Source organism: Ralstonia chuxiongensis, from assembly GCF_024158925.1.
Lineage (GTDB): Bacteria > Pseudomonadota > Gammaproteobacteria > Burkholderiales > Burkholderiaceae > Ralstonia > Ralstonia chuxiongensis.
Window position 1 is genome coordinate 482,841 of record NZ_JAMYWC010000002.1, and the last position, 13,914, is coordinate 496,754.

The 13,914-nt window shown below is 65.8% G+C and carries 15 protein-coding genes; 3 read left to right on the forward strand and 12 right to left on the reverse strand.

Annotated features, from left to right (window positions below):
* Nucleotides 1-2: 2 nt before the first annotated feature.
* From NKG59_RS06870 to NKG59_RS06900, 7 genes are all read right to left on the reverse strand, one after another.
* On the reverse strand, nucleotides 3-710 hold the full coding sequence (locus tag NKG59_RS06870; protein ID WP_045202299.1) for a YoaK family protein: 708 nt from the start codon (nucleotides 708-710) through the stop codon (nucleotides 3-5).
* Entirely contained in the window at nucleotides 700-2,538 is a 1,839-nt protein-coding gene (locus NKG59_RS06875; protein ID WP_253536034.1) for an amidohydrolase, read from the reverse strand. Before NKG59_RS06875 ends, NKG59_RS06870 begins: the two co-directional genes overlap by 11 nt.
* A 4-nt stretch (nucleotides 2,539-2,542) precedes the next feature.
* Nucleotides 2,543-2,962 carry a DoxX family protein gene (locus NKG59_RS06880; protein ID WP_045202302.1) on the reverse strand — a complete coding sequence of 140 codons (420 nt, stop codon included), beginning with the start codon at nucleotides 2,960-2,962 and terminating at the stop codon, nucleotides 2,543-2,545.
* A gap of 4 nt (nucleotides 2,963-2,966) precedes the next feature.
* Nucleotides 2,967-3,266 (reverse strand): XapX domain-containing protein, encoded by a 300-nt coding sequence (locus tag NKG59_RS06885; RefSeq protein ID WP_045202304.1) that lies wholly within the window; start codon nucleotides 3,264-3,266, stop codon nucleotides 2,967-2,969.
* Between the two features lie 62 nt (nucleotides 3,267-3,328).
* On the reverse strand, nucleotides 3,329-4,150 hold the full coding sequence (locus NKG59_RS06890) for an alpha/beta fold hydrolase (RefSeq protein ID WP_253536036.1): 822 nt from the start codon (nucleotides 4,148-4,150) through the stop codon (nucleotides 3,329-3,331).
* 111 nt (nucleotides 4,151-4,261) lie between these two features.
* A complete protein-coding gene (locus NKG59_RS06895; RefSeq protein WP_024976877.1) occupies nucleotides 4,262-4,945 on the reverse strand; it encodes a hydrolase in 684 nt (227 codons plus the stop codon).
* A 230-nt stretch (nucleotides 4,946-5,175) separates the two neighbouring features.
* Nucleotides 5,176-6,108, reverse strand: coding sequence for a LysR family transcriptional regulator (locus NKG59_RS06900; protein ID WP_253536037.1), 933 nt, complete (start codon nucleotides 6,106-6,108; stop codon nucleotides 5,176-5,178).
* Nucleotides 6,109-6,284: 176 nt separating this feature from the next.
* On the opposite strand from NKG59_RS06900, the gene NKG59_RS06905 reads away from it, so the two are divergent.
* On the forward strand, nucleotides 6,285-7,139 hold the full coding sequence (locus NKG59_RS06905; protein ID WP_045202311.1) for a 3-hydroxybutyryl-CoA dehydrogenase: 855 nt from the start codon (nucleotides 6,285-6,287) through the stop codon (nucleotides 7,137-7,139).
* A 156-nt stretch (nucleotides 7,140-7,295) separates the two neighbouring features.
* Complete coding sequence (locus NKG59_RS06910) at nucleotides 7,296-8,153, forward strand: PhzF family phenazine biosynthesis protein (RefSeq protein ID WP_253536038.1); 858 nt, start codon at nucleotides 7,296-7,298, stop codon at nucleotides 8,151-8,153.
* Between the two features lie 8 nt (nucleotides 8,154-8,161).
* Here the strand turns inward: NKG59_RS06910 and NKG59_RS06915 are convergent, their stop codons facing one another.
* The 5 genes from NKG59_RS06915 to NKG59_RS06935 form a co-directional block, all read right to left on the reverse strand.
* Nucleotides 8,162-8,710, reverse strand: a complete 549-nt coding sequence (locus tag NKG59_RS06915; protein ID WP_253536039.1) for a GNAT family N-acetyltransferase — start codon at nucleotides 8,708-8,710, stop codon at nucleotides 8,162-8,164.
* The gene (locus NKG59_RS06920; protein WP_253536040.1) at nucleotides 8,710-9,294 is read right to left on the reverse strand and encodes a helix-turn-helix domain-containing protein; all 585 of its coding nucleotides are present in this window, start codon (nucleotides 9,292-9,294) and stop codon (nucleotides 8,710-8,712) included. Before NKG59_RS06920 ends, NKG59_RS06915 begins: the two co-directional genes overlap by 1 nt.
* Nucleotides 9,295-9,519: 225 nt before the next feature.
* On the reverse strand, nucleotides 9,520-10,995 hold the full coding sequence (locus tag NKG59_RS06925; RefSeq protein ID WP_253536041.1) for a DUF1254 domain-containing protein: 1,476 nt from the start codon (nucleotides 10,993-10,995) through the stop codon (nucleotides 9,520-9,522).
* Between the two features lie 215 nt (nucleotides 10,996-11,210).
* Entirely contained in the window at nucleotides 11,211-12,194 is a 984-nt protein-coding gene (locus NKG59_RS06930) for an NAD(P)H-dependent flavin oxidoreductase (RefSeq protein WP_253536042.1), read from the reverse strand.
* A gap of 101 nt (nucleotides 12,195-12,295) precedes the next feature.
* A complete protein-coding gene (locus NKG59_RS06935; protein WP_253536043.1) occupies nucleotides 12,296-12,844 on the reverse strand; it encodes a type 1 glutamine amidotransferase domain-containing protein in 549 nt (182 codons plus the stop codon).
* Nucleotides 12,845-12,980: 136 nt separating this feature from the next.
* Here NKG59_RS06935 and NKG59_RS06940 point away from each other — a divergent pair, with 136 nt between their 5' ends.
* Nucleotides 12,981-13,907 carry an alpha/beta fold hydrolase gene (locus NKG59_RS06940; protein WP_253536045.1) on the forward strand — a complete coding sequence of 309 codons (927 nt, stop codon included), beginning with the start codon at nucleotides 12,981-12,983 and terminating at the stop codon, nucleotides 13,905-13,907.
* The last annotated feature ends 7 nt before the right edge of the window (nucleotides 13,908-13,914 follow it).

Genomic DNA, 13,914 nt, shown 5'->3' on the forward strand with positions numbered 1-13,914 from the left:
GCCTAGCGCTGCATGACGGCCAGGGCCACGAGGATGCCCGCGGGCGGCAACACACACCAGAACGACAGCGTTGCAAACGCCAGCGCGCCCAGCACCGCCCCGACGGCAAAGCCGGCAAGCGGCGGCACCATCTTGCGCAACCGCGTGCGCGCAACATCTTTCTGCGTACCACTTGGCGACAGCAGTTCCACTACGTCGATCACGATCTGCGTCGTGTTGCCGGTCATGATCGTCGTGGGTGCATGCTCCGACAGCACGATGCGCGCCTTGGCGTTCTGTACGCCCATCGCCGCGACGCCGATCAGCCCGACAACAATTGTGGCCGGTGCATCGGCCGATTGAATCGGTAGGGCCAGCAACCCCGCCACCATGAACGCCAGCAGCAGAACGGCCTGCGCCAGCAGCAGCGGCCGAAGCGGCGCCACACCGCGCCGCGTGAGCGACGTCACGGCCAGCTTGGTCGCCGCCACGGCCAGCACGAACATGGGCAGCGCCAGCAGCTTGGCCAGCACGCCTTGTCCGGAACCCGCCAGCTCCAGGCCGATCATCACGAAGTTGCCAGTCACGTGTGCGGTGAACAGCCCAAACAACGCCGCAAAGCCGACCACATCCACATAGCCGGCGACGAACGCCAGCAGCGTTCCCTGGGCGATCAGGAAACGCGCTGACGCTGGTGTAGCCGTTGCGGCTGCCACAGTTTCAGAAGGCAAAGCACGAACACCCGAAGGCGCCCCAGAAGCCGCGGAAGTCGGTCGTGGGCACGTTGGCCGTGCGGGCCTTCTGGTGCGCATGGCCGTGCACGGAACACGAGCCGACGCACTGGTGCACCTGCTGCTGCAACGGCGCCGCCGGCCGCCAGTGCCCAGGCACGCGCGCCACGGGCGACCACTCGGGCAGCACCGGAATCGGCGGCGGCCCGAACTCGGAGAACTCCGCTGCCCCGTAGACGATGCGTCCACCCACCACCGTCAGCACCGATTCGATGGTCTTGATATCGGCCTCGGGCACGCTAAAGAAATCCGCCGACAACGCTGCCAGGTCGGCGAGTTGCCCGACCTTGATCTGCCCCTTGTTGCCCTGGTCTGCCGAGAACCACGCGCTGCCGTGCGTGTACAGCTCCAGCGCCACCTCGCGCGGCAGGCCCTCCGGATACAGCGCCATGCCGCCCACGGTGCGCCCGCTTGCCAGCCAATACAGCGACGTCCACGGGTTGTAACTCGACACGCGCGTGGCGTCGGTGCCTGCGCCCACCGGCACGCCTTCGGCCAGCATGCGCTTGATGGGCGGCGTTTGTTCTGCGGCGGCGGCGCCGTAGCGGTCGACAAAGTATTCGCCCTGGAAGGCCATGCGATCCTGGATGGCGATGCCGCCGCCCAGTGCGCGCACGCGCTCGATGTTCTTCGGCGAAATCGTCTCCGCATGGTCGAAGAACCACGGCAGGCCGTTGAACGGAATGTCGCGGTTCACGCGCTCGAACACGTCGAGCATGCGCGAGATCGATTCGTCGTAGGTTGCGTGCAGGCGGAACGGCCAGCGTTGCGCGACAAGGTGGCGCACCACGGTTTCCAGCTCCTGCTCCATCGTCTCGGGCAGGTCGGGGCGCGGCTGCAGGAAGTCTTCAAAGTCGGCCGCCGAGAAGACGAGCATTTCGCCCGCGCCGTTGTGGCGGAAGAAATCATCGCCCTGGCGGTATTGCACGCTGCCGGTCCAGTTCTTGAAGTCGGCCAGCTCCTCTTTCGGCTTCTGCGTGAAGAGGTTGTAAGCGATGCGGATGGTGAGCTGGTTCTGCGCGGATAGCTCGCGGATGACTTCGTAGTCTTCCGGATAGTTCTGGAAGCCGCCGCCTGCGTCGATGGCGCTTGTCACGCCCAGGCGGTTCAGCTCTCGCATGAACTGGCGCGTGGAGTTGACCTGGTATTCCGGCGGCAGCTTCGGCCCCTTGGCCAGCGTCGCGTACAGGATCATCGCGTTGGGCTTGGCGATCAGCATGCCGGTGGGCTCGCCGGACGCGTCGCGCTGGATCTCGCCGCCCGGCGGGTTCGGCGTGTCCTTGGTGTAGCCGACCTGGCGCAGCGCCGCGCGGTTGAGCAACGCGCGGTCGTACAGGTGCAGCACGAACACGGGCGTGTCGGGCGCGGCCTGGTTCAGCTCTTCGAGCGTGGGCATGCGGCGCTCGGCAAACTGGAATTCCGTCCAGCCGCCCACCACGCGTACCCATTGCGGCGACGGCGTGCGCGCAGCTTGCTCCTTGAGCATGCGCATCGCGTCGGCCAGGGAGGGCACGCCTTCCCAGCGCAACTCGAGGTTGTAGTTCAGCCCGCCCCGAATCAGGTGCAGGTGCGAATCGTTCAGGCCGGGGATGACGGTGCGCCCGCGCAGGTCGATGACCTGCGTGGAGGCGCCGCGCAGGGCCATCACGGCGGCGTCGTCGCCCACGGCAACAAAGCGGCCGTCACGCACGGCAACGGCGCTGGCGGTGGGGCGTTCGCGGTCGACCGTGTGGATGCGGCCGTTGTGCAGGATGAGGTCGGCGGTCATTGCGTCAGTATTTGGGATAGATCGAAAAACGTCCGGGTCCGGCAATCAGGACCGTGGTGAAGATGATCAACAGCATCCATCCGAACTGGCCCTCGGCAAGCGACCAGTCCGGATGCACCACCAGCATGGCCACCAGCAACGTGGCGACGATGGGCAGACACGCCAGGCGCGTGAGCACGCCGAGCGCAACCAGCAGCGGACACAGGGTTTCGGACAGGATCGCCAGCAGCAGTGTGGGGGCGGCGCCCATGTGGAACGGGTCTTCAATGCGCGTGAGCTCTTGGCTGTAGTGCAGCACCTTGGGCAGCCCGTGCACGGCAATCAGCAGGGCGCTGCCAGTCAGGCGCAGGAACAGCAGGCCAACGTGCAGGGCGGTATCGGCAGGGGCCGCAGCGTGCGAGGGGTCGAGCGAAAGGCGTGTCATGGCGTCAGCTCGGGTTGCGCGGCGTGGTGCCGCCGGTGGCGGCAAGGTCCGTTGGTGGCGCCTCGGTTGGCACTTGGGGCGGTGCGCCCGTGATCTTCGGCACGCACTCGTGGCGGAACCACGCCATGGTGATCGGCTCGCCGGCCAGCAGGCGCTGCGCAGCCGGCACGACCTGTTCGCCGATCAGCATGCCGAGCAGCCCGACCAGCGCAATTGCCGGTGGCGCGGGCGATCGGACGTGCAGCAGCGCATAAATCACGCCGACTAGCATGCCGACGCCAATGGAGATGAGGTAGGGCTTCAAAGCGAGGGCTCCAGATCCAGAATGCGAAGGGCGACGCGCTCAAGGTGCGCCGCCCGCGCAGGTCAGCCGGTGATAAACGCCAGCAGGTCCGCGTTGACCTTGTCCGCTTCGGTCACGCACATGCCGTGCGAGCCGCCCGGATAGACCTTGAGCGTGCCGTTCTTCACCAGTTCCACGCCCAGCTTGGCCGAATCGTCGATCGGCACGATCTGGTCGTCGTCGCCATGCAGGAACAGCACCGGCACGTCGATCTTCTTCAGGTCTTCGGTGTAGTCGACCTCCGAGAACTCCTTGATGCACAGATACTGCCCGTGAATGCCGCCGGTCATGCCCTGCGCCCAGAAAGCATCGATGGTGCCTTGCGAGACCTTCGCGCCCGGCCGGTTGAAGCCGAAGAACGGCGTGGCGAGATCACGGTAGAACTGCGAGCGGTTGTCGGCGACACCCTTGCGGATGCCGTCGAACACGTCCATCGGCAAGCCGTTCGGATTGGTGGCCGTCTTGAGCATGATGGGCGGCACTGCGCCGATCAGCACCGCGCGGGCGACGCGCTTGGTGCCATGACGGCCGATGTAGTGCGCGACTTCGCCGCCGCCGGTGGAATGGCCCACCAGCGTGGCGCCCTGGATGTCGAGCGCGTCGAGCAGCGCAGCCAGATCGTCGGCATAGGTGTTCATGTCGTTGCCCTGCGACGGCTGGTCGGAACGGCCATGGCCGCGCCGGTCATGCGCGATGACACGAAAACCCTTCTGCACGAGGAAGAGCATCTGCGCGTCCCAGGCGTCGGCATTGAGCGGCCAGCCGTGCGAGAAGACGACGGGCTTGCCGCTGCCCCAGTCCTTGTAAAAGATGCGCGTACCGTCTTGGGTCGTAATCGTTTGCATGGGAATGAGAGAGAGGGTGGTAGCTGATTGAATGGACGACAGGGCAACGCATGCGGTTGCACATGCGTCGCCCGGCCGGAGCAGCGTCTTCTTTTATGGTCGGCAGCGCGATCAGTTGGCCGCCACGGGCGCCAGCGCCTCGTGCGGGGTGGCCGTGCGTTGCGAGGCCTTGTGCACCATCGTGTAGGCGTAGTCCACGCCCATGCCGTAGGCACCGGAGTGTTCCTTCACCAGCTTCATGACAGCGTCATACGTGTCGCGGTGGGCCCAGTCACGCTGCCATTCCAGCAGCACCTGTTGCCACGTCACGGGCACCACGCCGGCCTGGATCATGCGCTGCATGGCGTAGTCGTGCGCCTCCTTCGACGTGCCGCCCGAGGCGTCGGCGACCATGTAGATCTCGTAGTCGGCATCGTGCATGGCCGACAACGCGAAGGTGCAGTTGCACACTTCCGTCCACAAGCCGGAGACGACCACCTTCTTGCGGCCGTTCTTTGCCAGGGCATCGCGCACCTTCTGGTCGTCCCAGGAGTTCATCGAGGTGCGTTCAAGCAGTTCCTGATCCGGAAACACATCGAGCAGTTCCGGGTAGGTATAGCCCGAGAAGCTCTGCGACTCGACGGTCGTAATGGTGGTGGGGATGTTGAAGATCTTCGCAGCCTTGGCAAGGCCGACGGTGTTGTTCTTCAGGACCTGGCGATCGATCGACTGCACGCCGAAGGCCATTTGCGGCTGGTGGTCGATGAAGATCAGTTGACAATTTTGGGGGGTGAGGACTTCCAGCTTGGGATTCATGGCCGTATCCAGTTTCCGATAGGGGATGCGAGGGGGATGCTGCAGACCTGACGCCGCGTCGGCGCGGCGCGATCAACGGCCCATCCATGATAGGAAGTCGCGTTCCGGGCGCAACGCTCAATCGGCGAGTGCAGTTTTTGCGATTGCCGAACAATCGTCGCGACTTCCCGAAACATTCCGTCGGTACCCTGGACACGCGCGCCGGTCGTGGGATTCGGCGCGCGTGGCCGTTAGCGGATCCAGCCGCGCTCGAGCAAAGGCGTGTCCCATGCCGGCTCGCCAGCGTGGTGGCTGGCCAGGCAATCGATCAGTGCGCACACCTTGACAGCCTGACGCTGCGTCGCCGGATACACGGCAGAGAAGTGCAGCGGTGTCAGGTCGTAATCGGCCAGCACCGGCACGAGGCGGCCGGCGACGAGATCGTCGCTGATGACGAGGGTGGGCAGGCAGGCAATGCCGGCGCTGGTGAGGGCGTAGTCGCGCAGCAGATGCACGGAATTCGAGCGCACCTGCTCGGGCAGGTCCATCGCGGGGCCGGCCTCGCCGTTGCGCGAGAACAACCAGCGCTTGCGAGTCGGATAGCCGGAGTAGAGCGCCAGCGAATGCTGCAGCAGATCGGCCGGCTGCTGCGGCATGCCGTATTCCTCCACGTACGCGGGCGTGGCGCAGAACATGCGCCGCAGCGGGAACAGGCGCCGCTCGATCAGCGAATCGTTGATCGGCGGAAAGATCTGAAACACAACGTCGAACCCCTCGGCAATCGGATCGACCACGCTGTCGTCCACCACCACGTCGAGCTGGATATCGGGGTACTGCGCACCGAACCTCGCCAGCGGCTCGGCAAAGTGGCTGAGCGCGTATCCGGGCAGCATGCGGATGCGCAGCTTGCCGGCGGGCGTGGCGCGCAGGCCGCGCATCTGGTCGGTCAGGTCCGTCAGCATGCAAACGGCTTCAGCGCATTGCTTGTAGTAGGTTTCACCCACTTCGGAAAGACGCACGTGCCGCGTGCTGCGGTGAAACAGCGGCGCTTCAATAAAGCGCTCCAGTTGTTGCACGCGGTTGGTGACCACCGAGTTGGTCACGCCCAGCTGGCGCGCGGCCTCGGCAAAGCTGCGCGTTTCCGCCACGCGCACGAAGGCTTCAATACTGAGAAAACGGTCCATTTCCAGCGTCCTTGCGCCTGAGCTGAAAGAGCGGCGCGACGCCGGCCATCATACGGCGATCCGGTGGAATGTGACGCGCGCGTCAGCAAGGCTTTTCTGCGCATCGCCGCGTCGTTTATCCTTTGCAATCTGTTTCATTTCCATCTCGCATTCCAATACCAAACGAGGAGCAGTTCATGGCAATTCAAGTCGTCGGCATCGTCGGTGCCGGAACAATGGGCAACGGCATTGCGCAAGCGTGCGCCGTGGTTGGGCTGGATGTGGTGATGGTGGACATCAGCGATGCCGCCGTGCAGAAAGGCATTGCCACGGTGGCAGGCAGTCTGGACCGCCTCATCAAGAAGGAAAAGTTGACCGAAGCCGACAAGGCTGCCGCGCTCGCACGCATCCACGGTTCGACCAGCTATGACGATCTCAAGCGCGCCGACCTCGTCATCGAGGCCGCCACCGAGAACTTCGACCTGAAGGTGAAGATCCTCAAGCAGCTCGAAGCTGCGGCTGCGCCGCACGCAATTGTGGCGTCGAATACGTCGTCCATCTCGATCACCAAGCTGGCCGCCGTGCTGCAAGATGCGAGCCGCTTCATCGGCATGCACTTCTTCAACCCGGTGCCGATGATGGCGCTGGTGGAAGTCATTCGCGGCCTGCAGACGAGCGACGCCACGCATGCGGCGGTGGAAGCGCTGGCCAAGCAACTGGGCAAGACGCCGATCACGGTCAAGAACAGCCCGGGCTTTGTCGTCAACCGCATCCTGTGCCCGATGATCAACGAGGCGTTCTGCGTGCTGGGCGAGGGGTTGGCCTCGCCGGAGGAGATCGACGAGGGCATGAAGCTCGGCTGCAACCACCCGATCGGGCCGCTGGCGCTGGCCGACATGATCGGCCTGGACACCATGCTCGCCGTGATGGAAGTGCTGTACACCGAGTTTGCTGACCCGAAGTACCGCCCGGCCATGCTGATGCGCGAAATGGTGGCCGCCGGCTACCTTGGCCGCAAGACCGGCCGCGGCGTGTACGACTATCGCAAGTAAGTCAGCTGCGATTCTTCACGGCATGCGCGCTGTCCGCCAACTGTCAGGCCGGATTCGCGCGAACTGTCCGCAAGTGTGCATGGAGGCGGTGTGGGGATGCGTCGATGATGACGTATCGCCACACCGTTTTTTCTTCCCCACACTCCGGACGCCATCATGCCGCGCTACGCCTTCCGCCTGCTCAACGTCTTTGCCGAATCCACGTTCGGCGGCAACCAGCTCGCCGTCTTTGAAGACGGGCGGGGCCTGGACGACGCCACCATGCAGGCCATCGGACGCCAGTTCAACCTGTCCGAGATTACGTTCATCTTCCCCGACGACACGGATGGCGCCACGGCGCGTTTTCGCATCTTCACGCCCGATTACGAGATGCCGTTTGCCGGTCACCCATCGCTTGGGACCGCGCAGGTGGTGCGCGAACTGTACGGCCCAGGCAATGAACTGACGCTGCGTTGCCAGTCGGGCATCGTGTCGCTGACGGCGCAGGACGAGGGGTGGTCGCTCGTGCCGCCGCGCTCGGGGGCGTTGGATACGCGCGAAGCCGATCCGGCCATCGCCAAGATGCTTGGGCTGGATGCGGATGCGCTGGCGGGCCCGCCGCTGTGGGTTGACGCAGGCATCGAGCAACTGATGGTGCCGGTCAAGACGCGCGCCGATGTGGAGCGCGCCCGGCCCGACCCGTCAGCCTTCGATGCGTGGCCGCGCAGCCGCAACGATGGGCGCAACGCCTACGTCTTCACCATGCCCGCGCCTGGCAGTAACGATCCGGTGGTTTCGCGCTTCTTCTTCGAATACGGCACCGGCCTGTGGGAAGACCCGGGCACCGGTTCGGCGTGCGCCAACCTGGGCGGCTGGCTGCGCGCGACGGGCCATGCGCTGCCCGCCAGCTACCGCATCGAGCAGGGCGCCGCAGTGAGGCGACCCTGCCACCTGACGCTGCGTGTGGATGCCGACGGCACGATCCACGTGGGTGGCCGCGTGATCGAAATCGGACGCGGCACGTTGACGATTTGATCGGTCGACTAGGCCGCGCGGGCCGACGGTGTGAGCTGCTTGCAGAAGAACGTCGTCCCGCAGAATGCGCCGTCGGGCATCAGCGCGTAATTGGGCACCACGCCCACGCGCTGCCAGCCGGCGCGTGCGTATAGCCGCTCGGCATCGCCGCCCGTCACCGTGTCGAGCACGAGCACCGTCTTGCCTTCGGTGCGCGCCTCTTCCTCGATCGTCGCCATCAACCGCCGCGCCACGCCCTGACGGCGCGCGCGGCGGTGCACGAGCATCTTGGCGACGTCGGCGCGGTGCGGCTGGTTTTCCGGCTGTGCGAGCACCAGTTGCACGGTGCCGTGGATGGCGCCCGCTTCATCCTCGGCAATCAACAAGGCGCGCTCGCTGCGCGCCACGCCTTCGGCAACGTTGCGCCAGAACGCTTGCGCCTTGTCGCGAGACAACGGCCACATGAAGCTCACTGACGCGCCGCCTTCCACGCAATCGATCAGCACGTCGGCCAACGCATCCACACACGCGCTTGCCTCGTTGGCGCCCACGCGCCGGATGGTCAGGGTGTCGATCATCAAGGCCTCCAGTGGGCAGCGGACACGGTTGTCAGCGCGACGAGGTAACGGGCCGGCCGCCGCGTGGGGTTGTGATAGACGATCGGGCGGTCCAGCCGCATGGTCAGGCAGTCGCCTGCATTGAGGCGCCAGTGTGTGTCGCCCACGGTCATTTCCATCGAACCTTCGATCACCCACACTTGCTGGTGGATTTCGGCATCGCGCGCGCCGGTGTCATAGGCCACGCGCTCGCCGGGCGGAAAGTGCACCTCAACGAGCTGCAAGGGCGAACGCGCCGCCGGCGACAGGTTGCGGCGCACGTAGCCAGAGGCAGGGTCGGTCCACTCGGGCTGATCTGCCGCCCGTGATACCGGCGACGGTTCCACGGCTGGCGCGGGACTGTCTTCGAACAGCGAGGCAAGGGTCACGCCCAGCGCGGAGCTGAGCCGATCCAGCACCGCAGCGGTCGGGCTGCTCTGGCCGCGTTCAATGAGGGAGATGGCCGAACGGCTGACCTGGCTGCGCTCTGCCAGCGCGTCGAGCGAGAGCCCCTGGGCGTCGCGCAGTTCGCGCAGGCGGTGGGCGATGCGTTGGTGAATGTCCATATTTTCCAGTTTAATGGAAATTAATCTCTAATAAACTGGAATTTGGGCCGCAGCCAGATTGGCCCCTGCTCTGGGTCGTACCTTGCCCAGACGGCGGGGGCTATTGCGTTGGCGATAGCGGGGAGAACGCCCCGGCCGCGTTCATCGGCCTACTCGAAGGACGCAACTTCGGCAAGCTCGTGGTGCGGGTGGCCGAGGCCTGACCGCGCGCTCGGCCGCTCTTGGCTATTGGGTTGCAGCGTCCCGTCGCTGTACGGCGGGCGGCAGCCACGATGCATCGAGTGCCGCCTCCTTGGGCCAGGTCAGTTGCATACGCAGCAGGAACGAGCCGGTGGGCGGTGGCAGCCAATTGTTGCGCATGCCCTTGGGCGGTGCGCGCTGGATCAGGATGTCGAGCGAGCCATCGCGGTTCAGGCGTGGGCGATCAGCTTCGCTCAGCACGTTGCGCAAGCCCGGGCGTTCGATCGCGCGGCGCGGCTGCCCGGCAGCGGACAGGGCAGCGATGGCCCAGCCGGCATTTTCGGGCGGGAGTTGGTTGCGCTCGAAATGCAGGACGTAGCGGTGCGTGCTGTCCAGCGCCATGCCGTTTGCGTCGGTCGTGGCGGTGGCGATGAGCATGTCCTGCGGCAGGTCGGTGCCGCCGCCGTTCCACGCCACGATGGCGCGCTGTGCGTAATCCAGCCCGTAGGCGCCGATCATGCGCGGGATGAACCAGCCATTCTGCGTGACGGACGGTTGCTTGACGGCCAGCGCCAGCGTTTCGCGCGCGGCCGCCACCCCACCCTCCATCACCTTCAGGTTGGCGGCGCTCACGGCTTTGGCGTCGAACGGCGCACCAGGCACGATGCCCAGATCACGCAGCGATTGCAGCATCGTGGAGTCGGCTGCGTGCGGCGGATTGTCCTTGAGCAGCTCGGCAAAGCGCGTGAAGTAGCTGTTGGCGTCCAGCGCGGTGACACGGCGGCGCGCGGCATCCAGGCTGACGTCTAGGTCGGTGGCCTTGTCCGTGTTCACCTTTGCCCCGGCTTCGGCCTCGCGCGGGGTGGTTTTGCCGAAGGCCTCCAGCGGGGTGATGCGGTAGCGGTCCTGTATGCGGCGTGCGGCGGTCAGGTCGCGCGGTCCGGCCACCGGCGTCCGTGCCACCACCCAGACGAGGCTGGTCGGCGCGGCAATCTGTTTGACGCCCGTGGGCAGCGTGCCCTCCCAACCCGGCGGCGTGATGGCGTAGTGCGCGGCACGCGCCCCGGTGGTGCGGTTGCCGAGCGATTCGAACACGTCGTTCCACCCGTCGTGCAGCGCCACCCAGAGGTGTCGGCGCCCGGCGTCGGGCAGGCTCAGGACGACCGGGCCGTTACGCAAATCGACGAAGGCGCTGCTGGCGAGTACGTCTACGCGGGCGCGCACGCCGGCGGGCAGGGTCTCATCTTCCAGCGTGCGCTGGTGCATGAACGTGCCGGCGGGCGCCAGCGCAGACGTGGTCTGCAGCAGCGCGTCGGTCATCATCAACGGAAACGCGTAGACATAGGCCGAGCGCACGAGCGCTTCGTTCGGCTGCGGCAGACGTTGCTCGATCGGTGCCGTGGTCGCGGCGTTCTGGGTGGAGCAGCCGGTCAGGCCCAGGGTAAGCGCCGAGGCCGCCACGCTCAGCGCCACGGCCGCCAGCTTGGTAAGCCGGCGCGCGGGCGCAGGGCAGTGCGTCATCTTGTTCTCCTTTTGTCGTCGTCGGTGCGCGCAACAGGAAAGCAGACGCCTGTCGGACATCCCCCCAAGGATGCTTGCGCATACGGTTGCGCGGTAGCCGATCCCATGGCTCCGCGCATGTCGTGTCTTGAATCTTTGGAATGTAGAAGCGCTGCCAGCGCAAGTCAATTCAAGTGCAGTGGGGCATGCACGCCTAGTTGTGGGGCGGGCAGAGTCTAGAGGCGCAGGTGCAGCGCAAGACGCAACTTGGCCGCGTCATATTCCGCCTTCATGCGCGCCACGATTTCGGCGGCGGGCGGCAGATCGGCAATCTGCCCCACCCCTTGCCCCGCGCCCCAGATGTCTTTCCAGGCCTTGGCGCGCGAGCTGCCATCGCCAAAGTTCATTTTGGATTTGTCGGCCTCGGGCAGGGCGGCCGGGTCCAGTCCCGCGAGTTCGATGCTTTCGCGGATGTAGTTGCCGTGCACACCCGTAAAGAGGTTGGTGTAGACGATGTCCGACGCGGCCGCGCGCAGGATGGCCTGCTTGTAGCTTTCGGCCGCGTGGGCCTCCTGGCTGGCGATAAAACGCGTGCCAATGTAGGCGAGGTCCGCACCCATGGCCTGCGCGGCAAGGATGGCGTCGCCTGTGGCAATGGCGCCCGACAGCGCGATCGGCCCGTCGAAGATGCGCCGCACCTCGCCCACCAGCGCAAATGGCGACAGCGTGCCGGCATGCCCACCCGCACCCGCAGCCACCAGAATCAGCCCGTCGACGCCGGCTTCCAGCGCCTTTTCGGCATGGCGCAAGTTGATCACGTCGTGCAGAACGATGCCGCCGTAGCCATGCACGGCATCCAGGATCTCCTTGACGGGCGCGCGCAGCGAGGTGATGAAGATCGGCACCTTGTGTTTGACGCAGGTGGCCACGTCCTGCTCCAGCCGCGCGTTTGAGTGGTGCACGATTTGATTGACGGCGATCGGTCCCACCACTTCGTGCGGATGCGCGGTGCGGTAGGCCGCCAGCTCCTCGTTCATCTGCGTGAGCCAGTCGTCCAGCATCTCGGCCGGGCGCGCGTTGAGCGCTGGAAACGCCCCGACGATGCCGGCCTTGCATTGCGCCAGCACCAGTTCCGGATAGCTGACGATGAACATCGGCGAACCGATCACGGGCAGCGTCAGGTGCTGCAGCATGGGCGGCAGGTGCTTGGCGGCGGGCATGGCGTCTCCTGGTTGGGCAAACCGGCACGACAGGGGCAGAACACGTCGTTTGATTATAGGAACGATCCCGCACCCCGCCGTGCGCGGTCTACCCGCCGGGCTCAGACATGGGCGTGCTGCGTCAGCAGTTCAATGAAGGCGCGGTTGAAGGCGGGCAGGTCGTCGGGTTTGCGGCTGCTGACCCAGTTGCGGTCGGTCACCACTTCGCGGTCTACCCACATGCCGCCGGCATTGCGGATGTCGTCCTGCAGCGTCGGCCAGCTTGTCAGCGTGCGCCCGCGCACCAGGCCCGCAGACACCATCAGCCACGGCCCGTGGCAGATCACGGCGATCGGCTTTTGCGCCCGCTCGAACGCTTTCACAAAGGCCTGCGCGGCCGGCACGACGCGCAGTGCATCGGCGTTGAATACCCCGCCGGGCAGCACCAGGCCGTTGAAGTCGTCAGCCTTGGCTTGATCCAGCGTCAGGTCCACCTTGAAGGTGTCGCCCTTGGTGGCGTGGTGCAAGCCCGTCACGCTTGGGCCTTTCGGCGCGACGATGCTGACCGTGGCACCGGCGGCTTCCAGCGCCTGCTTGGGGCTGGCCAGCTCAGCCTGCTCGAACAAATCGTCGACGAGGATGGCGATGCGCAAGTCTTGCAATGGGGTCATGGCGAACTCCTTGTCAGGGGAAATCGAAAGAGGGGACGGCAGTGGACGGTCCCGCAACGCGCGTGCCCGCTCTGCGCTAGCATGCGGAGCATTCGCCACGCATCACTTCACCCAAGACTGATCACCGGAGACTTGCATGACCACGCCGCTTTCCATCGATGCCGCCACCGCTGCTGCAGACGCCGCGCTGTTTCCTGGCTTCCGTCCGTTCCGCCAGGTGGTCAACGGGGTGGAGATCGCGGGGGTGATCGGCGGCAGCGGTCCGCCGCTGCTGTTGCTGCATGGCCATCCGCAAAGCCATGTGATCTGGCACAAAGTCGCGCAGGAGCTGGCGCACGATTACACCGTCGTCGCGACCGATCTGCGCGGCTATGGCGCCTCATCCAAACCGGCCGGCAGTGCCCGGCACGCCGAATACAGCAAGCGAACCATGGCGCAGGACCAGGTGGAGGTCATGCGCGCGCTCGGCTTCGGCCGCTTCCGGCTGTGCGCGCATGATCGCGGGGCGCGCGTGGCGCATCGCCTATGTGTTGATCACCCCTTGCACGTCGAGCGCGCCATGCTGCTCGACATCGCCCCCACGCTGGCGATGTACGAGCACACCGACATGGCGTTTGCCTCCGCCTACTGGCATTGGTTCTTCCTGATCCAGCCGTCGCCGTTTCCTGAGACGCTCATCAACGCCACGCCCGATTTCTACATCGGCAAACTGATGGGCCTGCGCCACTCTGGGCTCGAACCGTTCGCCCCGGAAGCAATGGCGACCTACGCCGCCGCCATGCGGGAGCCCGCCAGCGTGCACGCCATGTGCGAGGACTACCGCGCCGCCGCCACCATTGACCTCGAACATGATCGCGCCGACCGCGACGCCGGCAAGCGCGTGAGCGTGCCGCTGCGTGTGCTGTGGGGTGAGCATGGCGTGATCCAACGCTGCTTCAAGCCGCTGGAACTGTGGAGTGCCGTGGCGGACGACGTGAGCGGCGGCACCGTGCCGTGCGGGCATTACGTGCCGGAAGAGGCGCCGGAGGCGCTGCTCAAGGAGATGCGGGCGTACTTCGCCTGAGGCAGCC

Bases quoted from the DNA above. Each gene is read 5' to 3' on its own strand.
- NKG59_RS06875 (WP_253536034.1), bottom strand. From the start codon at position 2,538: ATGACCGCCGACCTCATCCTGCACAACGGCCGCATCCACACGGTCGAC.
- NKG59_RS06880 (WP_045202302.1), bottom strand. From the start codon at position 2,962: ATGACACGCCTTTCGCTCGACCCCTCGCACGCTGCGGCCCCTGCCGAT.
- NKG59_RS06890 (WP_253536036.1), bottom strand. From the start codon at position 4,150: ATGCAAACGATTACGACCCAAGACGGTACGCGCATCTTTTACAAGGAC.
- NKG59_RS06895 (WP_024976877.1), bottom strand. From the start codon at position 4,945: ATGAATCCCAAGCTGGAAGTCCTCACCCCCCAAAATTGTCAACTGATC.
- NKG59_RS06900 (WP_253536037.1), bottom strand. From the start codon at position 6,108: ATGGACCGTTTTCTCAGTATTGAAGCCTTCGTGCGCGTGGCGGAAACG.
- NKG59_RS06905 (WP_045202311.1), top strand. From the start codon at position 6,285: ATGGCAATTCAAGTCGTCGGCATCGTCGGTGCCGGAACAATGGGCAAC.
- NKG59_RS06910 (WP_253536038.1), top strand. From the start codon at position 7,296: ATGCCGCGCTACGCCTTCCGCCTGCTCAACGTCTTTGCCGAATCCACG.
- NKG59_RS06915 (WP_253536039.1), bottom strand. From the start codon at position 8,710: ATGATCGACACCCTGACCATCCGGCGCGTGGGCGCCAACGAGGCAAGC.
- NKG59_RS06920 (WP_253536040.1), bottom strand. From the start codon at position 9,294: ATGGACATTCACCAACGCATCGCCCACCGCCTGCGCGAACTGCGCGAC.
- NKG59_RS06925 (WP_253536041.1), bottom strand. From the start codon at position 10,995: ATGACGCACTGCCCTGCGCCCGCGCGCCGGCTTACCAAGCTGGCGGCC.
- NKG59_RS06930 (WP_253536042.1), bottom strand. From the start codon at position 12,194: ATGCCCGCCGCCAAGCACCTGCCGCCCATGCTGCAGCACCTGACGCTG.
- NKG59_RS06935 (WP_253536043.1), bottom strand. From the start codon at position 12,844: ATGACCCCATTGCAAGACTTGCGCATCGCCATCCTCGTCGACGATTTG.
- NKG59_RS06940 (WP_253536045.1), top strand. From the start codon at position 12,981: ATGACCACGCCGCTTTCCATCGATGCCGCCACCGCTGCTGCAGACGCC.